A 20,655-nucleotide genomic window follows, 5' to 3' on the forward strand; every position below is an offset into this window, starting at 1 on the left:
ACTCCTTTTGTTGGTTTGCCCAATCCTTCACGCACTTTACTTCTTCACACCCGGCTCTTTAAAAGGGTTCAAAAACACCTTCGGTATATGCGTCTCGAAACGCATTAACTTACCTGTCGTCGGGTGCAAAAAGGCTAGCACACGCGCATGCAGACCAAGTCGATTGATCTCCTTCGATTTGGACCCATACTTTTTATCCCCAGCAACGGGGTGCCCGATATCCTGCATATGAACGCGAATCTGGTTTTTGCGTCCGGTCTCCAAGTTCACTTCAAGCAGAGAGAAGCTCTTATTCGCTTGCAGCGTTTTGTAATGCGTAACCGCATGCTGTCCGTCGTTCGGGTACGGTGTGGAGAACATTTTGAGCGATTTCGCGTGTTCCTTGAGCCAGGAAGAAATCTTTCCTTCAGGCTTGCGTACCATACCTTCCACTAAAGCCACATACGTCCGCTCTTTGACGCTCTCTTGCCACGTGTTCTGTAGGTGCTGCTGCGCCTGTTCGTTTTTGGCAAACATCATCACACCCGATGTATCCCGATCTAGGCGATGAACAACAAAAATTCGCGCCTTCGGATCATGATTCCGCACATGCGCCGTAAGCTGGCGGTAGGCTGTGATTTGATTCTCCTGTGTATCCGTTGCAATGGATAGAAGGCCTGCATCCTTTTGAATGACAATAACATCGTGATCTTCGTGTAAAATCGTCATCCCTGCTAGCGGAATATCCTCCACAACTTTATCCTTGTTGATCGTGACCGTCATTTCCGGTTGCAAGGGGTGATTATAAGCCGTCACCGCTTTACCATTCACGGCCACTTGTCCACGAGCGAGGATAGCCTTAACCGCATTTCGACCTAGACTCGATAGTTTTTCCAACAAAAAAGGCAGAAGCTCAGTAGGTTCCTTCACCGTATACTGGCGAGTACTCGACTCCTGACCACCTTTAGCAGTACCTGCTTGCGTTGACTGGATTTGTGCTTTATTCGTTCCGAATTTAGGTTTATGGCTGAGGCTTCCTTTTGGACGTGAACCTTGTTTCTTTTGCATATTATAAATACCTCCTAGTACGATGGCTTACCATCCGGTCAGTTCATTCGACCTCCAATATACCACGTTCATAAAAGCAAATGAAATGATCGCCTCGTTAAAATTAACCCTGCAACTTCTGAATCGTACTCCCTGTGAAAAAATCCCCCTGCAGCCGCACATGCTCAAAAGGTAAATGCGGGTTGGCAATCCGCCATAGCATGCGATCAGCTGCGCGGTAGCCGGCCTCTCGAATCGGCAGCTGAGGGCGAGAGCAGAGCGGCAGTGTGTCGCTTTGCTCATTCAAAAGCGCAACCAGCGAGCATTGCTGAGGCACGTTAACCCCTAATCGACGAAGGGTGTGATACACAGGCGCAGCTTCTTCATCAATGCCACAAATGACTGCCGTTGGCTGGCGTAGCTGATATTTCTGCTGAAAATCCACCAACCACCCCTCCGAACCATCTCGCTCTATCGCGTGCTCACCAGGATCAACCGCCACCCCAGCCTCTTTCATCGCCTCGGCAAAAGCTTGCCACCGGATAACGAATCCGCGTTGATCCTTCGTATCGCCTACATAAAGGATGTTCCTGTGGCCCATTCGGACGAGCCTTCGAACCGCCTGATAAACTGCCTCGTACACATCCCAAATGACACTATCGACCTTGGACTCCGGTGGCGGAAAATTCAACAGAATCCGCGGGAGCTGCAGCTCTAACAGTTTTTGCTCCAAGAGATCCCAATTCATCCTTGGTGCGATAAACACCCCCTCCGCATATAACAAACCTTCTTCCTCGGCCCAGTCGTCAAATTGTGATGGCTTAAGTTTAGGCGGAATGAGAAGTGGTTGAACCGTGTGGCCAAACTCCATGAAACGTTCATGTAAGCCTTGCAGCAACAAGCGGTTAAAGTTCAAGGATTGCTTGTTCTGGACGAGTACGAACCTGCGCTGTACAACGGGATACGGTGAGATGAGATCTTGCTGAAGTGTTTGTTTCTGATCTTTGGTCATGTAGCCAAGCTCGCGCGCGAGCTTGAAAACTTCACTTCGTGTCTGCTCTGACATACCAGGCAGTCCGCGCAGCGCTTTGGATACCGTTTGTATCGTTAAGCCGAGCTGAGCGGCTAAATCGTGGAGTGTAATTCTTTTTCGCATACGTCTGAGATGCCCCTTTTCTGACTGCCTTCTGTACCTACAATTTTAAACTAAATTTAAACTAAAAAGAAGGTTAATTTTAAACTACACTAAGAGAGAAGCAAGCAACTGAGAGGCAAGTGACTTACCAACAATTAAGCTAAGGGAGCGAAGTTAGATGATCAAACAGATAGAAGCAGATGTGGTTGTAGTAGGCGGAGGACCAGCGGGTGTTAATGCGGCGATTGCAGCTGGAAGAAGTGGGGCCAAAACCGTTTTGATCGAGAAATACGGCTTTATTGGCGGCATGTCGACGGCGGCGCTTGTGTATCCTTGGATGACGTTTCATACAACGGATGGCAAACAAGTCATTGCAGGGCTCGCGCAAGAAATCATTGACCGCCTCATGGCAATAAACGCATCCCCGGGACATCTTCGGGATACGGTTGGTTTCGTGAATACGATCACACCTTATCACCCTGAAATATATAAAGTTCTTGCGGTCGATATGCTCAAAGAAGCGGGTGTTAAGCTGCTTTTCCATAGCTTTGTCGATCATGTGGAGACCGTGGACAATCGCATACAATCGGTGCAGTTGACGTCCAAATCCGGCCGAATTGATGTAAGTGGCAAAGTGTTTATCGATACAACAGGTGACGCTGATCTCGCGTATCTGTCTGGTGCGCCGTGTCTCAAAGGGCGTGACGGGGATAAAGCCACACAGCCAATGACGATGAAATTCAGAATGCGCGGTGTGAATCTGCCTGCCGTGAAACAATACATGATTGACCACCCAGATGAGTTTTATAAAAAGACGCCTTTCTCCGAGCTCGCTGATCTCCCTCTTTCTGGTGTACTCGGCTATTTCAAACACTGGAAGGAAGCGAATCTTCCAATTAATCGCGATCAAGTGCTGTTCTTCACAGGTCCTGAGGATGACGAAGTACTGGTCAATACTACGCGTGTGCAGGGGCTAGATGGCACCAATGTAGAGGACTTGACAGAGGCCGAGGAGCTTGGGCGCAAACAGGTGTTGATGGTTGCTGAATTTATGCGCAATAACTTGCCAGGCTTCGAAAAAGCCTCCATCTCCAACGTTGGCGCACAAATTGGTATCCGTGAAACGCGCCGTATCGATGGTCAATATGCACTGCAAGTGGAAGATGTCGTGCAGGGCCGCCATTTTGATGACGTGATCGCACGCAGTGGCTATCCGATCGACATCCACGATCCGTCTGGCAAAGGTGTAACCGCAGCGTGGGTCAAAGGGGACGGCGCCTACGACATCCCGTACCGCTGCCTACTGCCGCAAAAAATCGAAAACCTGCTCACCGCAGGTCGCTGCATCTCGACCACGCATGAAGCGCTGGCTACAACGCGCCTCACGCCAAGCTGTATGGCCACGGGCCAAGCCGCAGGCTCCGCAGCTGGACTCGCTGTGAAGCACGGCGTACTGCCAGCGGAGATTGACGTCGCCGAGCTGCAAGCTGTCCTTGAGAAGGACGGAGCTTTGTTGAAGTAAATATAGTTGAGACCCCCAGTGCCTTGTGACACTGGGGGTTTTCGATGTGAGTTCCCCTTCCAGCGGCCTTAACCCAACCTCAACCTCAACCTCAACCTCAACCTCAACCTCAACCTCAACCAACTCCCCACCAACCCACCAACCCACCAACCCACCAACCCACCAACCCACCAACCCACCAACCCACCAACTCACTAACCACAAACTGTCCCCCAACCGCTCCTCATTGGATAAATCCAATAGAACGCTCTGAAAAGTAGCCAGAATTTGTGTTTGATTGGAGAAATCCATTCAAATCCCTCAAAATACTACTTTTTCTGCCCAAATTGAGCCCTTCTACTGGATAAATCCAATGTATAGGGCATGGTAAGCTCTCTATTTGTGGGTTTCACTGTATGTATCCAGTGGTATATGCACAATGACGTGCTGCCCCGCCTCATCCGAATACGCCTCCGCAAATCAGGGAACACTAGCACGTACATATCCTACGTGTGAGAGGTGGTTTCCTATGCTTTTATACCAATTAACGCAATGGTTCGAAGAACGCAGTACTCTACAACAAGCGCTGCAACGTGAACCGGTGGAATCGGCCGGCGAAATCAGTCAGAGAATCCAAGAAGTCGAGCAGCAGCTTTACTCCCACGCCGAACGCTGGAAAAACGCCATCGAAGAAGCCTCCTACCTGCAATTTCCCTATGAAGTCCCCCATTTGGACGATGACATGGTTCTTTAATGTTTTTCGTTTTACTGTCCCGAATGGGAGGGCTTACCTTTGTATTTCCGCGGTTTTCGTGTAGAATTAGAAGGCACGATAACCCAGAATAGAACGAGGTTTTTTTCATATGAAAGTACTTGTATCCACACTGAACGCCAAATTCATTCATACTTCCTTGGCTTTGCGCTATCTGAAAGCGTTCTGCGAGAAGGATTTTGATGTTGAGATATCTGAATATACGATTAAAGATCCCGTCATGAATGTCGTCTCCGACATTTATCAGAAGGCACCGGATGTACTGGGCTTCTCCTGTTACATATGGAATATCGAAGAGACAATTCACATTATCAAAATGATCAAAAAAATCAGACCCGAAATCCTCATCGTCCTTGGTGGACCCGAGGTTTCTTACGACACGGACTACTGGATGGAGCGCATTCCAGAGGTTGATTTCATCGTCATGGGCGAAGGGGAAGAGACATTCCACCAACTGCTTACCGAGATCTCTACAACCCGCAAATACCACTTCGTCTATGGCGTTGCCTACCGCAAAGAGCAAGAAGTGATTCTGATGCCGGGCAGACCAAAGCTGAAGCTGGATGAGATCCCTTCGCCGCATCGCTTCAAGGAAGATCTTCCGAGCCTAGCGAACCGTGTTGTCTACTTCGAGACGAGCCGCGGTTGCCCGTTCTCTTGCCAGTTCTGCCTATCGAGTATCGAGGTGGGTGTGCGGTATTTTGACATGGAGCGGACCAAGGCGGATCTGCTGTACCTCATCGACTCTGGCGCAAAGCTGATCAAATTCGTGGATCGTACGTTTAATATTAAACGGGACTACGCAATGGAAATCTTTGAATTCCTTATCCAAAATCACCGTGGAACCGTGTTCCAATTCGAGATTACGGCGGACATTATGCGACCTGAGGTGCTTGATTATCTGGCTGAAAATGCCCCTCCAGGTACGTTCCGTTTCGAGATCGGTGTGCAATCGACGAATGATACGACGAATGACCTCGTGCAGCGGAGACAGAACTTCTTCAAGCTGAGCCGTACCGTGTCTAAGGTGAAAAATAGTCTCAAAATCGATCAGCATCTCGATCTCATCGCTGGACTGCCGGAAGAGGATTATAACTCGTTCCGTAAGACGTTTAACGACGTTTTCGAGCTAGGACCGGAAGAGTTGCAACTTGGTTTCCTCAAAATGCTGCGCGGCACAGGCATGCGTAACGATGCTCATAAATATGGCTATATTTATATGGATCACGCACCTTATGAGATTCTCGGCAACGACATCCTTCCGTTCACCGACTTGATTCGCATCAAGCGCGTGGAGGATGTGCTCGAGAAATATTGGAACGCTCACCGCATGGATCACACGGTGAAGCACTTGATCGCCAACGAATTCGCGTCGGCGTTCGATTTCTTTCAAGAGTTCGGCGACTTCTGGGAAGGCCGCGGCTGGCAGAAGATCGGGCATCAGCTTGAGGATCTGTTCACTCGCTTACGCGAGTTCCTGCTTCATCGCGGAACTGCTAATATGCACATCATCGAAGGCTTGATGAAGCTCGATTACTTCCTCGGCCACAAATATAAGCCGCGCAAAATCTGGTGGGACTTCACCTTGGAGAAGTCCGAACAGAATGCGTACCTCAAGCTGATTGCGGAGCAGCCTGAGCTCGTCAGCGGAGACTTCCAGAGCCTCCGCATCAACGAGAAAGACCTCCACAAGCATGCTATGCTTGAGGTGTTACCGTTCGCTTTGCAGACGTATCTGCAAAGTGGCTACATCGACGAAAGCAGCAAGGAGCTGCTTGTCGTGCACTTCCCGCCGGACGCACAGAAGCCGGCGTCCTACTATACGATGCCGCTGCAGCAGCTGGCAACGATTTAACCCTTCCATGCCCCTTCACGCCTAGCGTGAGGGGGATTTTTTTCGCATAAAACGATTGAACACGCGCCCATATGGGTAATCTAGGGTAGTTAAAGCAGTTTGAGACTGAGAGGAGAGCTAACTATGATCGAAACGAAAAAAACACAACTCGAAGAGCAAATCATTCAAGTGCTGAACGCTAATCAGGTGTGCTCCTTTGCGACGATTGACGGTAACAAGCCGAAGGTGCGTTATATGGCTTTGTTTCACGATGGGCTGGAGATTTATTTAACGACAAGTAAGAAGACAGATAAAGTTGAGGAACTCCAAGAAAATCCCCACGTGCATATTCTAGTGGGATATGACGGCAAGTCTACGCCGAACATTTTGCAAATCCAAGCTACGGCAAAGATCTCTTCGGACAATGCACTTCGCGAGAAGCTATGGACCGATGAGATGAAAGAATGGTTTGACGGGCCGCACGATCCTAACTATGTTGTGATGGACATTTCACCGTCGTATATTGAATATTCGAGCAAGGGTTCTGAACCCCAAATTTGGAAGAAATAACACCGTCTCGTAGCCTACTGAACATTTCCCTAAAAAATCCATTGACCACAGGCAAGGTTCAGTGATAAGATTATAAAAATTTACCTATGGATCAATCAAAGGAGAGACTTTGAGCTGCGCTCAAAGATCCCTATTTTAGGAGGAAATTGTAAAGTGGCTACGTATTATATGGAACCATCGCGTACGTTTAGTGAGTTTCTGTTGATTCCTAATCTAACGACGAAGGCTTGCACACCTGCAAATGTAAAGTTGAAGACACCTTTAGTTAAATTTAATAAGGGTGAGGAGCCAGCAATCTCACTGAATATCCCGTTTTCCTCTGCTGTTATGCAAGCCGTATCCGATGATGGAATGGCTATTGCACTGGCGCGTAGTGGCGGGATTTCGTTTATTTTCGGCTCTCAGTCGATTGAAGAGCAAGCACAGATGGTGCGTAAGGTAAAAGGGTACAAGGCTGGTTTCGTCGTAAGCCGCTCCAACCTGAAACCTGAGCAGTCACTTAGTGATGTACTAGCTTTGAAAGAAGAGACAGGGCACTCCACCGTTGCGATCACTGATGATGGCACAGCGAACGGAAAATTGCTGGGGATCGTAACAGGCCGTGACTACCGCAAGAGCCGCGATCCGTTAGATCGTGCAATTTCGGAGTTCATGACACCTTTTGAGAAATTAATTTATGGTAAATCCGGTATTTCGCTCTCGGAAGCTAACAACCTAATCTGGGATCATAAGCTGAACTGCTTGCCGATTGTGGATGACAACGGGAATCTAGATACGCTTGTTTTCCGCAAAGATTATGATGAGCACAAAGAGAACCCGATGGAACTACTTGATAAGAATAAGAGTTACATTGTCGGCGCTGGGATCAACACAAAGGATTATACGGAGAGAGTTCCTGCGCTTGTTGAAGCGGGCGTAGACATTCTCGTAATCGATTCCTCTGACGGTTACAGCGAATGGCAGCATGAGACCGTACAGTATGTGAAACAGAATTTTGATGTGAAAATTGGTGCGGGTAACGTTGTTGATCGCGAAGGTTTCCGCTACCTGGTTGAGTCAGGTGCTGACTTTATTAAAGTAGGGATCGGCGGCGGTTCCATCTGTATTACGCGGGAACAAAAGGGTATTGGCCGCGGCCAAGCTTCCTCTGTGATGGAGGTTGTTGAAGCGAGAGATGAGTACTTCAGAGAAACGGGTACGTATATTCCGATTTGCTCCGATGGTGGTATCGTACACGACTACCATGTAACCCTTGCTTTGGCGATGGGTGCTGACTTCGTTATGTTGGGCAGATATTTTGCGCGTTTCGATGAGAGCCCAACTAGAAAACTTAAAGTGGGTAACAATTTCGTGAAAGAATATTGGGGTGAAGGCTCCAATCGTGCTCGTAACTGGCAGCGTTATGACACTGGTGGCAAGAGCAAGCTCTTGTTCGAGGAAGGTGTGGATTCCTACGTTCCTTATGCGGGAAGTCTGCAAGAAAACTTGGACAAGACGCTGGGTAAAATTAAATCTACCATGTGCAACTGTGGTTCCTTGACGCTGGACGAGCTGAAAGCAAATGCGAGAATTGCTCTCGTATCCGCAACAAGCCTAGTTGAGGGCGGAGCACATGACGTAATCCTTAAAGAAAGCAGCCTTTCGGAAGAAGGTTAGCATAAATATAAAAGCTCTCTGACAGTGCCCGACAACCGCGGCTGCTATCAGAGAGCTTTTTTATTTTTTTGATAACGAATATCTACGAAGGCAAATAACTGCGAATCACCGTCATGCTGCCCTCAAGTGAGTAACTGCCCAAATCAGCAGGCAGCAAGAAACAGTCGCCTGGCTTCGTCGCAATTTGACCGTCTGCCCATTGCAACGTCCCGTTGCCATCTGCAATCACAAGGATCACGAAGCTATCTGGTGTTGTCGTGAGTTCCCATTGCGGTCCTACCAGACCTTTTTCTACGGTGAAAAAAGGAGAGGATGCTAGCGTCAACCAAGTGCCTGCTTCCTCTAAATCTGTTTTCATGCGGGTGGAGCCTGATCCTTCATACGCGATGACATTGAGGGAATCCTCGATGTGAAGCTCACGCATTTTGCCATCTAAGCCTGGACGGTTGTAATCATACAACCGGTACGTTGTATCCGAATTTTGTTGAATTTCGGCTACTAGTACACCCGCGCCAAGCGCGTGAACCGTACCAGCCGGTATGTAGAAGGAATCTCCAGCTTCAACAGGTACTTCTTGCAAACAATCCATAATGCGGTTCTCCGCAATAGCTTCTGCAAGGCTTTCCCGTGTTATACCGTCTTTCATGCCATATATAATTTTAGCGCCTGGCTTAGCATCGAGAATATACCACATTTCTGTTTTGCCAAGTTCACCAGCCGCGAGGTTCTCGTAGTGATCATTGGGATGAACCTGAACAGATAGATCGTCTTCACAATCTAGCAATTTAATTAATAGTGGAAACCGGCCATTTTTCTCGGAAAAACCTTTGGTCCCGAATAATGTTTTGCCGTACTTTTCACGAATTTCGTCTAAACCTAAGCCAGCTAACTCGCCGTTGATGACTTTCGTTGTTCCGTTCGGGTGATCGCCGATCATCCAGCCTTCGCCAATGGCGCCTTCCGGCAGCTTAAAGCCAAATCGTTCGAGGGTTCTGCCTCCCCAAACACGTTCTTTCATTTCAGGTTGAAATTGTAACGGGTATGATTTCAAAACAATCCCTACTTTCCCCTAGTCTATTCTATCATTCTGTCATTTATACCACTCTAGCATTATATCATGTGGCTATCTTTTTTCTAGAGCTAAGAGATACGGCGCGGAGGCGCTGCGATTGGCAAATTGATACCGCAGCACTTGAAACGCTGCGAGCGGCAAGCTCTCTGCCCAGCGTTCAACCGCTGCGGCTTCTTCAGACCCGCCATCGTGCCCGCTGTACAGCACGATGGTCACGATTCCGCCTTTGCGCAGCAGGCGGAGGGCAGCTTCAAGAGCAGGAATCGTCGATGCCTGCTCCGTGATTATGGCTGTATCGGCTCCTGGCAGGTAGCCGAGATTGAAAGTGACCGCGGCGACCTTGCCGTGGCGGTCTTGCGGCACTGCCGCTTCCATGAGCGCATGGCTGCATAAGCTCATGTGTACTTGGGCGTCTGGCAGCTCTTTTGCCAGACGCTGCTGTGTTTGATCCAGCGCGGCCTGCTGGATATCGAAACCGTAGACACTGCCACGAGCACCGACGAGCTTCGCCATGTACAAGGCGTCTACGCCAGTGCCAAGCGTGGCATCAATAACAGTATCACCAGGCCCAACGCGCTGCCCGATTAGCTGGTGTACATAACTTAGAACTGAAACAAATCCCATGTGTTGAGTGCCTCCAATGATTGCTTGCTAACGCATTTCTCGACAATTTCCCAGGAAATAAGGAACGAGAGACGCTAATTGTACAAAAATTCACTTAAGCGCCAAGTTGCGGAATAGGGTTCTTCTATTCGGTTTCACGATCAATAAGATTCTCACGCTGGTTTTCACGCATGGCTAGTGGGCAGTGATGCCTCAACGTTTTCTTTTCCCGTCCAATACTTTCCTTGCCATGTATTTCGTTCCGTGAGCAATTTATCAAAAGCGTTCAACACTTCCCACTTCTTAAGACTCCACATCGGTCCAATCAGTAGATCCCGCGGGGCATCTCCCGTGAGTCGATGAACGATCATCTCTGGTGGCAATATCTCCAATGTATCCACGATCAGTTTCACATACTCATCTTTCTCCAAGAACTGTAACAAACCAGCTTCGTATTGTTTCACCATTGGTGTTTTGCGCATGAGATGGAGCAAATGAATCTTGATGCCTTGCACATCCATCTGAGCGACAGCTTTCCCTGTATCCAGCATCATCTCATGGGTTTCTCCAGGTAAGCCATAAATAATGTGCGCACACACACGAATATTATGTTTGCGCAATTTAGCTACAGCTTCCAGATAACATTGCGTATCATGGGCACGATTGATGAGCACGGAAGTGGATTCATGGACGGTTTGTAGACCCATTTCCACCCATAAATAAGTGCGCTGATTCAATTCAGCTAGATATTCAATAACATCATCTGGCAAGCAATCTGGCCGCGTGGCGATAGACAAGCCGACAACACCAGGCTGCTTCAAAATCTCTTCATAATACTCCCGTAGCTCCTCAACTGGCGCGTAAGTATTCGTATAGGCTTGGAAATAGCCGATATAGTTGGCTTCGGGCCATTTTTGATGCTGAAGATCGCGGATCTTATTAAATTGTGTGACAAGATCGTCGCGGCGACTTCCTGCGAAATCTCCTGATCCACGTGCACTGCAGAAGGTGCATCCGCCTGTTGCAATTTTGCCATCGCGGTTCGGGCAGGTGAAGCCAGCATCGAGCATGACTTTGAAAACTTTCCCTCCGAACGCATCGCGCATTTCATAATTCCATGTATGGAAACGTTTATCGCCCCAAAGCTGAGGTGATTCCTGGATCATTGTAGACATAAGACATGTATCCTTTCTTTCTGTTGCTTCGCTTTCAAATATAGAACATATACGTTTCACCTAATAGTATGGCTATATTTCTCCATAAACACTGTGAGAAGTCTTTGGAGGACGGCGGTTTCGTTTATTTTGTTTCAATCTATATTGTAGCGAAATCTACGCATGAAAGCGAACCCTGCCTTTCCAACAAGTTCCCCGATAAAACCCCTCAACTACGAGCATGATAACTTTGCACCACAATTACGAGCTGAGAGGGGAAATGGACTACATGAAAAAGTTTCGTACGATAACTTTAGCGGTAGCATTGACAACAGCTTTAAGTATGGGGGCAGCAGGTGTTCAGGCAACTCACATGGATACTGGAAATGCGGTCGGAACGGGATCACCAATTGGGACATTGGGGACAGGGGCAACGGGGACTACGACATCAACGGGCTATACAGGAAGTAACTACGATGCCACTTCACCAGGAGTGGGGCTTGGGACAGGCGTCAGCAATTTTAGTGGAAATGGAACGAACGGCGTCTATAATGGGAATCTAACGACCCCAAACACCTATTCTGGCTATGGAACAGCTGGGAGAGGCACTGGCGTTATGGACCATATGAATGGATATGGAACGAATCCAGTTGAAAAAGGGGCTAACGCGGTTGAGCGAGGTGTCGAACGCGGAGCCAATGCGATTGAGAGAGGTGTCGATCGCAGCGCAAACATGGTTGATAGAATGAGTACGAAAAGCCTGGCTACTGCAACACCAAGCACTAATGGTAATTCTTATCGAGCTTATGCAACAACGGATAATGACAATGATATGGACTGGGGATGGCTAGGTCTCGTTGGGCTATTGGGCCTAGCTGGTCTACGAAGCAATAATAGAAGAAAAGACGAAAGCTATAAATAAATATCTTCTAAGAGCGAAGCACCTTCCATTCCGGAGGGTGTTTTCTTTCATTCTTCCATTCATCTACTAGAGGAAAGTTTTGATTTTTTTTATAGAATCGTCTATGATTTGTATTCGAAAGCATGTACGTGTAGGAGGCAAATGAAGAATGCGTTTACGGGGCAGAAAAGGCATCAGAGAAGATATAGAACGTCAAAAAGAACTCGTTGTATTAAATGCCAAGGATTATAAGGGCAAATGGTCCGAGTTGTTCGGAAACAATAACCCAATTCATGCCGAGTTAGGGATGGGCAAAGGGCGCTTTATTAGTGAAATGAGTAAGAAATATCCGAATATCAATTTCATTGGTGTGGATATGTACGATGAATTGATTCGCAAGGCAAGTGAGAAAGCTAAGGTTGCCCATGAAATTACCGTGGAGAAAGAAGAAGATGCGGTGGTGCTTAGCATTCCAAACTTAAGGCTGATGTTGTTCAATATCGAGCATATTGAAGAAGCATTTGCTGAAGGTGAGCTAGAGCGCGTTTACTTGAATTTTAGTGATCCGTGGCCGAAGAAGAAGCATGCGCGCAGACGTCTAACTCATCCAGGTTTTGTTGCCAAATATCAACAAATTCTGAACGATAAGGGCGAAATTCATTTAAAAACCGATTCGCAATCCTTATTTGAATTTTCATTGAATTCCTTTGCGGATATGGGTCTAAGAATGCGCAATATTTCGCTGAATCTTCACGTGGATGGCATTCATCCGGATCATGTGATGACGGAGTACGAAACGAAATTCGCAGGACAAGGTATGAATATTCACCGCCTTGAAGTTGTGATCGGACAAGAAGCATTGTCAACACATCAAGAACAGTTGAAGCAAGCCGCTGCATCCGCACTAGCCGCTGAATCGAAAGAATCAGCTGAATAGACTTGTAAATAAAACAGACTAATCCGTATTGCCAACGAGCAGCCATGGATAGTCTGTTTTTTCAATTTTATCCTAACAGTTGGAGAATGACTTCTGAACCATCACCCGCAGGCAGGTGACTCTTCCTATGTTGATTAGAAACGCGCTTGGCCTGAACATCCGCATAGCGGCTAGCCAGCATGGACAACCAATGAGAGATCGTATCCGCTGACCGGATCGATTCTCCGAAACCATGTCTAGTAAAATAATGTACGTTTTCTTCCTCTTGGCCTGGAATGGGATCATAGAATAACATGGGAATCGATTTGGCCAGTCCTTCTGAACACGTCATTCCCCCTGGCTTCGTAACGAGCAGGTCTGAAACTTCCATTAACTTGCCAATCTCTTGTGTAAATCCGAGCAGGTGAATATGGGGATGCTGATATCGCGGGTCTGCCGCTAGCTTCGAAATCGCCTTACGGTTATGTCCTAAGCAGAAAATAAACTGAATTCGGTCTCTCCACGTTAGTAAATGCTCGCTCAATGAATCGCCGCCGATAAGCCCCCAACCTCCGCCCATAACCAATACAGTAGGTTTCGATGAGAGATTGAATTGCTGTCGAATCAATGTCCGATCATGGACTTCTCGGAAGCTGGGATGTACCGGGATTCCCGTGATTTCGACATGCGCGGCGGCGATGCCATGTACGATAAGTTTATGTTTCACGTCTTCGGAAGACACCATGTATTTATTCACCTCACGGCTGACCCATGTTCCATGAACATCGTAGTCAGTGATAACGGTGCATAGGGGGATATGCAGTCCTGCTCTTTTCAGCCGAGAAACAACCACGCTGGGAAAAGGATGCGTACATACGATGGCTTGCGGCGCCCAATGTCTGATCATAGCTGCCGTTTGTGCATAGAAAATGCGGTGAAGGGCGAGCTGTGTCAATGGATTAAGTGACTTTTGATATTGAGCGCGGTACAAGCGACCATACAATTTGGGTTGCACAGCAATTGTTTTCTTATAAGCACCGAGAATCCAAGGTGCCAACGTAGGATGGAGGAAGGAACCGAGCTCCACAACACGGGTTTCAATCGTTGAACAGCGCTGTTCTAAGCTGCTGGCGAGTGCGTAAGCAGCTTGCGTATGGCCGGCACCAAAGCCTTCTGATAAGATAAGCACTCTTCTTTTTCGCAATATTTGTTCCATGTTCTACCCCCAGAATGCGATTGTCACTACGGATATCGTCGTTCCAATCAAGCAACCTACGATACAATCGGATGGATAATGAAGTCCCAAGTAAATCCGCGACATACCGACAACGAAGGCAAGAGGGATTAGTAGCAGTCCTAGCATGGGTAAGGCATATACGATAGGGACGATAACCGAGAAAATAGCCGTGGTATGTCCAGAGGGGAAGGAGTGATCCGTCAGAGGGTTTTTATGTGTAATCGTTTGAGGATGAACAAGATAAGGTCGAAGTCTAGGGTATCTCTTTTTCATAATGGCAACAGGAATATGGCTGATGGCTAAAGCCAGCAGTGCTTGAAATCCAGCTATACGCAGTGAGCCTTGCCCAAAACAGGCCAAGCATAAAGAGATCATAATGGATGCTGTGGCACCGCCCAAATGGGTGAACTTCGTAAAGAATTGATCGAGGAAATGATGCTGGATCCGTTGATTGACGAAGTGGAATAGACGTGTTTCATGATCTTGAAGCCAATGGACAACTTTGCTGCTCATGAGTAACCGCCTCCTTCTAACTTGGAATTGCTCTCTATCCTTATTGTACGAAGGGTTTATTAGTGGAGGATTAACTGGATGATAAATATTCATAAATTCAATTTAATGTTGCACTAATCTGGCGTTAACATTTGTATGGTAGGATGGCAATTAACTTCGACCAGGCTCAGGCAAGTTCGTAGTATATCTTGCTAGTGTTTCCGAAATTTGGAGTGGATATCCCGCCACAGCTTAGGTTGATATGTCCTAATTGTGAACGACGGACTCTTAAGGACTTTGTTATGCGAATGTTGTTATGGTGGTTAGAGCTATCCATTAACAGGGTATTTAAGCAAAAGTTGTCAGCGAATAGCTGAGTAATTTATAATAAGGACGTCACCACATAGAAAAGCTAGTGTTCGTCTAAATGGTGAACTTTTGGTACACAATATATGAAAAACGATGAAAACAAGACATTTTCGACCCGATTTCAAGCGCATGCTCTATTCGGCGTGTGCGAACCTCCCAAATATCAAAGAACTGACGCTTTTTCGAAGTTTGCAGACTTTGACAAACAGGGGGAAAGAGAGGAAAATCAGAAACGATTGTTTCACCGTTAGTCTGTTAACATGAATGACCTGTACATAAAAGCACTAGGCATACAAAAAGAGATAGCTGACGTGCACAAAAAAAGGGGGACTTTGCTTCATGCTAGACAAGATTATGCTTGCCGTTCAAGTATTCTTGGCTTTGATCGGCGCGTATCAGTTGTTTTTAACGTTTTTTGGTTGGTATCGTCCCAAAAACAAAAAGATGTTTGCTCCACAGAAATCGTTTGCTGTATTGGTTGCCGCTCATAATGAGGAACAAGTTGTCGGTGCTTTGATTGAGAACCTGAAGACCTTAGATTATCCGAAAGAGCTCTATGACATCTTCGTGATTTGTGACAACTGTACGGATAACACGGCTGACATTGCCCGTCACCACGGGGTGTACGCGATGGAACGCCATAACCCGAACCTTAGAGGAAAAGGGTATGCGATTGAATGGATGCTCAAAGAGTTATGGAAACGTGAGCGTCAGTACGACGGTATCGTGATGTTCGATGCGGATAACCTGGTTAGCCCAGATTATTTGATTCACATGAATAACGATCTGTGTTCAGGCTCACGCGTGATTCAAGCTTACCTAGATACGAAAAATCCGAATGATTCATGGATTACTGGGTCTTTCGCTATCTCTTACTTCTACGCGAATCGTTTTGTTCAAACCCCAAGATCCAACCTGGGACTAGCCAATTACCTTGGCGGTACGGGCATGTGCTTCGATTCCAATCTGTTAAAGCAAATTGGCTGGCGCGCAACGAGCTTAGTTGAGGATCTTGAGTTCTCGATGAGATGTATCCAAATGGGGATCAAGCCTACGTTCAACTACGATACAAGGGTTTACGATGAAAAACCGCTATCCTTCAACGCTTCTGCTAAGCAGCGGCTACGTTGGATGCAAGGTCACTTTGAAGTCGCCAAACGTTTCTTCTTCCCATTGCTATGGCAAGGGATTAAGACGGGAAGCTGGATGAAAATTGACGCGGCGATCTATTCCGCGAATGTATACAATTTCTTCTTTGGTGCCATTCTAACAGTTATGCTATGGATTCAATCCATGACATCACACGGGACAGCTGATTCGGCTTTGGTTCATGTCAATCCGGTTGTTATCAATTCACTCAGCTTGGCCATCTATGTGTTGCTTCCGATGTCTATGCTGATTGAGAAGGCTCATAAGAAGACGTACAAATATTTATTGCTTTACCCGATTTTCATGCTGTCTTGGTGGCCAATTACGTTCTATGCGTTCTTCACGCAAAACAACAAACAATGGAGTCACACAGAGCATACGCGTGTAATCCGGTTGGATGAAATGAAAAGTAAACAAGTGAGTTGACTTTTCTAGAATGAGATGATAATATGTTTCAAGTAAAGCAGAAGCGCCCGCTTCTCACCTGACTAACGCAACGTTGGCTGGTTTGAATGAATCATCATGTACATTCAATAGGTTTGTCTTAAACCTGTTATTGATGAAGATGTGGGCCCACTGTGCCCGCATCTTTTTTATATTTGGAAGAGAGTTACATACTTTATGGAGGTGGAACACGATTAGCAAAGACCATATGATTAATGACGAGATTCGTGTGAAGGAAGTACGCCTTATTGGGGCGGACGGAGAACAACTTGGTATAACACCAATTCGCGAAGCTCTTCAAATTGCACTTGACGCGAACCTTGATTTAGTAAACGTTGCACCGACGGCGAAGCCGCCTGTCTGCCGCATTATGGATTACGGCAAGTTCCGTTATGAAACACAGAAGAAAGAAAAAGAAGCTCGTAAGAATCAGAAGATTGTGGATATCAAAGAAATTCGCCTGAGTGCGACGATCGATGAACATGACTTCCAAACGAAGCTTCGCAACGCAGTTAAGTTTCTTGGTGAAGGCGATAAAGTCAAAGCTAGCGTTCGTTTCCGTGGTCGTGAAATTGCGCACTCGGAGATTGGTCGCAAAGTGCTTGAGCGCCTTGCTACAGAAACTGCTGAAATCTCCTCACAGGAGCGTGCTCCTAAGCTTGAGGGAAGAAGCATGATCATGATCTTAACGCCAAAAGCGACAACTTAGGCGAGTATACTAAATTAGGAGGAACAACAACATGCCGAAAATGAAAACACACAGCAGCCTGAAAGGCCGTTTCAAAATCACTGGCACAGGCAAAGTGATGAGATACAAACAAGGTAAGAACCACTTGCTTTCTGGTAAATCATCGAAGCAAAAACGCGTATTGTCCACGAACCCAACAATGGCTCCTGGCGATGTACGTCGTTTGCAACAACAACTGTCCCTTATCAAAGGTTAATTGTAACGTAGCATAAAATTCGAACATCATTTATATATCCCAGGAGGTAGTTCACAATGGCAAGAGTCAAGGGCGGATTTATTCGCGCTCACCGTCGTAAGAAAATTTTGAAATTAGCAAAAGGTTATTTCGGTTCCAAACACCGTTTATTTAAAACAGCTAAAGAGCAAGTAATGAAGTCATTGGTATATGCATACCGTGACCGTCGTCAAACAAAACGTAACTTCCGTAGACTTTGGATTACTCGTATCAATGCAGGCGCTCGTCAAAACGGCTTGAGCTACAGCAAATTGATGCACGGCCTTAAATTGGCTGGTATCGAAGTTAACCGTAAAATCTTGGCTGACCTAGCTGTGAATGATTCCAAAGCGTTCAACGATTTGGCAACAGCTGCAAAAGCGAAAGTAAACGCGTAAGCGATGCGATGCGCCTAAGAGCTTGTCCCCATCAGGGGGCAGGCTCTTTTTTCATCTTATGGAGAGTTACGGCAGAACTCAGATGTCTGATGTGGCCTGTGGAGCTGGAAGCTTCCGAAAGCGGATGACGATAAACATGAGTAGGGGAATGATCACCTGGAATAGCGGGTAAAGCTTCACACTAAACTTAAGTCCTAGCCAAACGTGTACCGTATAGTTGGGTTCAAGAAATGAAGTGATGAAGATAAGGCTGCCGACGATAACAAGCCAAGTAGCTTTCCGTAAGGAAGGAAAGATGTGCGCGAAGGCATAAACAGCTCCCCAGAAGAAGGTTGTCATTTTGACAAACAGGCCAAGAAAGAGCAGTAACGTGACGAGAACATCGAGGCGTTCAAATATATCGCCAACCTCAATGAGCTGGACAGTTTGCAGGAAGGGTAAGGTGCTGTTGTCAGCCAATGTAGTGCCGAGTACGGCGATGTTTATGCTATTCATCAAGATCAAGAAGAGGGAGACGATGGTATAAGCCGTAAGACTTAGCTTCTTCACCTTCTTTTGTTCGGGCAGCATATGCCAAATCATGAAGAAGATGATGGTTTGCCCGAAAGGGAAAGAGACCATGTCCGGGAAGGCTGCTCGAAGGACGGGTTTAAAGCCATCTTCTAGGGTGGGCAATAAATTATCGAAATGAATTAAACGAGCGATGCTAATGAGAAAAATAAGCAAGCCGTAACTGATTGCGACGATAGGAAGCAGAGTTTCTGTTACCCGAAATAGGGTATCTACCCCCATCATAATGGCGTATGAGGCTAACAATAGGATAATGAACATGGTGATATATTTGGGTGTAGTGTTCAGTAACGTTAAATTCGAGATTTCCCCGAAATCACGGACATTTCTCATGGACTCATAAGCAAAATAGATCGCAAAGGAAACTCCGAGGACACTGCCGGCGACTTTGCCGAAACAGATTCGAAGGAGTCCGATAATATCCTGCTCAGGAGCTCGTCGTTGAATGGATACAAACATTAACAATAAGAAGAATCCGGCTGCTGCAGCAGCCAACATGGCAAGCCAAGAGTCCTGCTTCGCACTGCTCCCTAGCGCGAATAACGGAGTGCTCCCGATTTCGAATAGGATGATCATAACAACGAGTTGATAGTTCGTAATGCGTTCTTCCAAGACCCTCTACCTCATCCCACTGTGAACTAGAACAGATCACTCACCTGTTTTTTTGGACATTTCCATAAAAGCTTTACCGCTCATACCGATTCTTGTAATCTTCACTTTTACGTTAGTTGCTAATTCAAGTTTGGCGAAATGCTCCTCCCAATCGGGTTTAACCTGTTTCCAAATATTAGGGTGGTGCTTATGTATCACATCCGCGAAATGAAAGATATCTAGATTGTTCTTAACAGCGACTTGAAAGGCATTGGTCATGAGTCGTGTGATTTCGGCACTTGCGATTCGTTCCATGGTATGCAAATCCTTAGGCTGCGTAGGGTCATTTGGACAGCCATTCTCATTCAGGGTACCACTTGTATCCACGTCAACATGCATAACCAAATGGCCATCTTCAGAGAAGATAGGCTTCAATTTGCTGTTGCTCTGATCGATACGCAGTGCTGCTTTAATATCTTTGCTTCCTTCTGTACAACCAAAGAACAAGGTCGTGTGATGAATGGTATTCCGAATCCAACTGATGCCATATTCTTGTTCTGCTGTAAACCAGTCAATTAGTTTATCTTTTTTGAACACAGCCATTCTACCAAGCTTAAGCTTATTGGTGAAGGATGTTTTCTTCAGAGTGGCAATTGTCGTATTCTCACCTTCACCAGAGATCACAATTTCGGGGACAAGTGTGAAAGGGGCGTCGCTTGCAATTCCCATCATCATTTGATAAATGGAAACTTGTTGGAAATTAGATCCATTCTTAGCCTCGTTGTGAATCATGTTTTTAATGGCAGCTCCAGGCACTTTCTCCAGTGGAACAATTTGTTCCAGAATCTTGCGCCCTTCGCCACTTGTCACTAAAATGCCTACCGTTTCGCGTGAATCTGAATTGCGCAGATAGACGTCCAGTAACTGGGAAATGCCCTCTTTAGCTGCTTTTTCACCGATGACAATCACACGATTATGTGCAAAAAAAAGAGATCTTGGCATCTCTAAACTCGATTGCTGTACAGCCCCTCGGATTGAACCGCCACTTGTAGAGAAAACCATGACAGGTGCTTGCTGCCCAGGGCTTCCCCCTGTATTCGGGTTGGCAATAGATTGTGGGATAACCACCTGATAAGATACGGTCCACACTTTCCCGTCCCAATCGATGGCGGTCGCTGAGGTGATAGCAAGTTGGTTCAGTTCTTTGCGATCCCAACAGCCTGTTAGCAGTAAACAGCATAAACTGAGGATCATCAGACACACGTAACGGTTGAGCTTCTGATTCATGTCGATATCCTCCCAG

The 20,655-nt window shown here is 46.7% G+C and carries 20 protein-coding genes and 1 other annotated feature; of the genes, 11 read left to right on the top strand and 9 right to left on the bottom strand.

Annotation, left to right across the window (positions count from 1 at the left end):
- Window positions 1-36: 36 nt before the first annotated feature.
- Together ASL11_RS01925 and ASL11_RS01930 are read right to left on the bottom strand one after the other, a co-directional pair.
- Complete coding sequence (locus tag ASL11_RS01925) at window positions 37-1,047, bottom strand: RluA family pseudouridine synthase (RefSeq protein ID WP_056609075.1); 1,011 nt, start codon at window positions 1,045-1,047, stop codon at window positions 37-39.
- A 103-nt stretch (window positions 1,048-1,150) separates the two neighbouring features.
- Entirely contained in the window at window positions 1,151-2,182 is a 1,032-nt protein-coding gene (locus tag ASL11_RS01930; protein WP_056609077.1) for a LacI family DNA-binding transcriptional regulator, read from the bottom strand.
- Window positions 2,183-2,339: 157 nt separating this feature from the next.
- Here ASL11_RS01930 and ASL11_RS01935 point away from each other — a divergent pair, with 157 nt between their 5' ends.
- From ASL11_RS01935 to ASL11_RS01955, 5 genes are all read left to right on the top strand, one after another.
- Window positions 2,340-3,683, top strand: a complete 1,344-nt coding sequence (locus ASL11_RS01935; RefSeq protein ID WP_056609080.1) for an FAD-dependent oxidoreductase — start codon at window positions 2,340-2,342, stop codon at window positions 3,681-3,683.
- Window positions 3,684-4,191: 508 nt separating this feature from the next.
- The gene (locus tag ASL11_RS01940) at window positions 4,192-4,416 is read left to right on the top strand and encodes a hypothetical protein (RefSeq protein ID WP_056609081.1); all 225 of its coding nucleotides are present in this window, start codon (window positions 4,192-4,194) and stop codon (window positions 4,414-4,416) included.
- Window positions 4,417-4,525: 109 nt separating this feature from the next.
- Entirely contained in the window at window positions 4,526-6,289 is a 1,764-nt protein-coding gene (locus tag ASL11_RS01945) for a B12-binding domain-containing radical SAM protein (RefSeq protein WP_056609083.1), read from the top strand.
- A 123-nt stretch (window positions 6,290-6,412) separates the two neighbouring features.
- The gene (locus ASL11_RS01950) at window positions 6,413-6,838 is read left to right on the top strand and encodes a pyridoxamine 5'-phosphate oxidase family protein (protein ID WP_056609085.1); all 426 of its coding nucleotides are present in this window, start codon (window positions 6,413-6,415) and stop codon (window positions 6,836-6,838) included.
- 153 nt (window positions 6,839-6,991) lie between these two features.
- Window positions 6,992-8,494: an IMP dehydrogenase gene (locus ASL11_RS01955; protein WP_056609087.1), complete on the top strand. Its 1,503-nt coding sequence runs from the start codon at window positions 6,992-6,994 to the stop codon at window positions 8,492-8,494.
- Window positions 8,495-8,576: 82 nt separating this feature from the next.
- On the opposite strand, the gene ASL11_RS01960 is transcribed toward ASL11_RS01955, so the two are convergent.
- The 3 genes from ASL11_RS01960 to ASL11_RS01970 form a co-directional block, all read right to left on the bottom strand.
- Window positions 8,577-9,545 (bottom strand): type I phosphomannose isomerase catalytic subunit, encoded by a 969-nt coding sequence (locus ASL11_RS01960; protein WP_056609089.1) that lies wholly within the window; start codon window positions 9,543-9,545, stop codon window positions 8,577-8,579.
- A 72-nt stretch (window positions 9,546-9,617) separates the two neighbouring features.
- Window positions 9,618-10,190 (bottom strand): class I SAM-dependent methyltransferase, encoded by a 573-nt coding sequence (locus ASL11_RS01965; protein ID WP_056609091.1) that lies wholly within the window; start codon window positions 10,188-10,190, stop codon window positions 9,618-9,620.
- A gap of 164 nt (window positions 10,191-10,354) precedes the next feature.
- The gene (locus ASL11_RS01970) at window positions 10,355-11,344 is read right to left on the bottom strand and encodes a TIGR01212 family radical SAM protein (RefSeq protein ID WP_056609092.1); all 990 of its coding nucleotides are present in this window, start codon (window positions 11,342-11,344) and stop codon (window positions 10,355-10,357) included.
- Between the two features lie 268 nt (window positions 11,345-11,612).
- On the opposite strand from ASL11_RS01970, the gene ASL11_RS37300 reads away from it, so the two are divergent.
- Both ASL11_RS37300 and trmB read left to right on the top strand, forming a co-directional pair.
- Entirely contained in the window at window positions 11,613-12,245 is a 633-nt protein-coding gene (locus tag ASL11_RS37300) for a WGxxGxxG family protein (protein WP_056609094.1), read from the top strand.
- A gap of 148 nt (window positions 12,246-12,393) precedes the next feature.
- On the top strand, window positions 12,394-13,161 hold the full coding sequence (gene trmB / locus ASL11_RS01980) for a tRNA (guanosine(46)-N7)-methyltransferase TrmB (RefSeq protein WP_056609096.1): 768 nt from the start codon (window positions 12,394-12,396) through the stop codon (window positions 13,159-13,161).
- Window positions 13,162-13,228: 67 nt separating this feature from the next.
- Here the strand turns inward: trmB and ASL11_RS01985 are convergent, their stop codons facing one another.
- Both ASL11_RS01985 and ASL11_RS01990 read right to left on the bottom strand, forming a co-directional pair.
- Window positions 13,229-14,344 carry an MGDG synthase family glycosyltransferase gene (locus tag ASL11_RS01985; protein WP_056609610.1) on the bottom strand — a complete coding sequence of 372 codons (1,116 nt, stop codon included), beginning with the start codon at window positions 14,342-14,344 and terminating at the stop codon, window positions 13,229-13,231.
- A 15-nt stretch (window positions 14,345-14,359) separates the two neighbouring features.
- A complete protein-coding gene (locus ASL11_RS01990) occupies window positions 14,360-14,890 on the bottom strand; it encodes a phosphatase PAP2 family protein (protein ID WP_056609098.1) in 531 nt (176 codons plus the stop codon).
- Between the two features lie 687 nt (window positions 14,891-15,577).
- Here ASL11_RS01990 and ASL11_RS01995 point away from each other — a divergent pair.
- From ASL11_RS01995 to rplT, 4 genes are all read left to right on the top strand, one after another.
- Window positions 15,578-16,813, top strand: coding sequence for a glycosyltransferase family 2 protein (locus ASL11_RS01995; protein ID WP_056609100.1), 1,236 nt, complete (start codon window positions 15,578-15,580; stop codon window positions 16,811-16,813).
- Between the two features lie 29 nt (window positions 16,814-16,842).
- Window positions 16,843-16,987 (top strand) — a sequence feature (ribosomal protein L20 leader region).
- 52 nt (window positions 16,988-17,039) lie between these two features.
- A complete protein-coding gene (infC, locus tag ASL11_RS02000) occupies window positions 17,040-17,540 on the top strand; it encodes a translation initiation factor IF-3 (protein ID WP_056609101.1) in 501 nt (166 codons plus the stop codon).
- A gap of 31 nt (window positions 17,541-17,571) precedes the next feature.
- A complete protein-coding gene (rpmI, locus tag ASL11_RS02005; RefSeq protein ID WP_028553997.1) occupies window positions 17,572-17,775 on the top strand; it encodes a 50S ribosomal protein L35 in 204 nt (67 codons plus the stop codon).
- A 56-nt stretch (window positions 17,776-17,831) separates the two neighbouring features.
- On the top strand, window positions 17,832-18,191 hold the full coding sequence (rplT, locus tag ASL11_RS02010; protein ID WP_028553998.1) for a 50S ribosomal protein L20: 360 nt from the start codon (window positions 17,832-17,834) through the stop codon (window positions 18,189-18,191).
- A 78-nt stretch (window positions 18,192-18,269) separates the two neighbouring features.
- Here the strand turns inward: rplT and ASL11_RS02015 are convergent, their stop codons facing one another.
- Together ASL11_RS02015 and ASL11_RS02020 are read right to left on the bottom strand one after the other, a co-directional pair.
- Entirely contained in the window at window positions 18,270-19,373 is a 1,104-nt protein-coding gene (locus ASL11_RS02015; protein WP_235550341.1) for a GerAB/ArcD/ProY family transporter, read from the bottom strand.
- 36 nt (window positions 19,374-19,409) lie between these two features.
- Complete coding sequence (locus ASL11_RS02020; protein ID WP_056609103.1) at window positions 19,410-20,639, bottom strand: Ger(x)C family spore germination protein; 1,230 nt, start codon at window positions 20,637-20,639, stop codon at window positions 19,410-19,412.
- Between the last annotated feature and the right edge of the window lie 16 nt (window positions 20,640-20,655).

This window comes from Paenibacillus sp. Soil750 (assembly GCF_001428045.1).
Taxonomy (GTDB): Bacteria; Bacillota; Bacilli; order Paenibacillales; family NBRC-103111; genus Paenibacillus_E; species Paenibacillus_E allorhizoplanae.

Bases quoted from the DNA above. Each gene is read 5' to 3' on its own strand.
- ASL11_RS02020 (WP_056609103.1), bottom strand. From the start codon at position 20,639: ATGAATCAGAAGCTCAACCGTTACGTGTGTCTGATGATCCTCAGTTTA.
- ASL11_RS01995 (WP_056609100.1), top strand. From the start codon at position 15,578: ATGCTAGACAAGATTATGCTTGCCGTTCAAGTATTCTTGGCTTTGATC.
- ASL11_RS01925 (WP_056609075.1), bottom strand. From the start codon at position 1,047: ATGCAAAAGAAACAAGGTTCACGTCCAAAAGGAAGCCTCAGCCATAAA.
- ASL11_RS01950 (WP_056609085.1), top strand. From the start codon at position 6,413: ATGATCGAAACGAAAAAAACACAACTCGAAGAGCAAATCATTCAAGTG.
- ASL11_RS01935 (WP_056609080.1), top strand. From the start codon at position 2,340: ATGATCAAACAGATAGAAGCAGATGTGGTTGTAGTAGGCGGAGGACCA.
- ASL11_RS01965 (WP_056609091.1), bottom strand. From the start codon at position 10,190: ATGGGATTTGTTTCAGTTCTAAGTTATGTACACCAGCTAATCGGGCAG.
- ASL11_RS01930 (WP_056609077.1), bottom strand. From the start codon at position 2,182: ATGCGAAAAAGAATTACACTCCACGATTTAGCCGCTCAGCTCGGCTTA.
- trmB (WP_056609096.1), top strand. From the start codon at position 12,394: ATGCGTTTACGGGGCAGAAAAGGCATCAGAGAAGATATAGAACGTCAA.
- ASL11_RS01970 (WP_056609092.1), bottom strand. From the start codon at position 11,344: ATGTCTACAATGATCCAGGAATCACCTCAGCTTTGGGGCGATAAACGT.
- ASL11_RS37300 (WP_056609094.1), top strand. From the start codon at position 11,613: ATGAAAAAGTTTCGTACGATAACTTTAGCGGTAGCATTGACAACAGCT.
- ASL11_RS01945 (WP_056609083.1), top strand. From the start codon at position 4,526: ATGAAAGTACTTGTATCCACACTGAACGCCAAATTCATTCATACTTCC.
- infC (WP_056609101.1), top strand. From the start codon at position 17,040: ATGATTAATGACGAGATTCGTGTGAAGGAAGTACGCCTTATTGGGGCG.
- rpmI (WP_028553997.1), top strand. From the start codon at position 17,572: ATGCCGAAAATGAAAACACACAGCAGCCTGAAAGGCCGTTTCAAAATC.
- rplT (WP_028553998.1), top strand. From the start codon at position 17,832: ATGGCAAGAGTCAAGGGCGGATTTATTCGCGCTCACCGTCGTAAGAAA.
- ASL11_RS01990 (WP_056609098.1), bottom strand. From the start codon at position 14,890: ATGAGCAGCAAAGTTGTCCATTGGCTTCAAGATCATGAAACACGTCTA.
- ASL11_RS01940 (WP_056609081.1), top strand. From the start codon at position 4,192: ATGCTTTTATACCAATTAACGCAATGGTTCGAAGAACGCAGTACTCTA.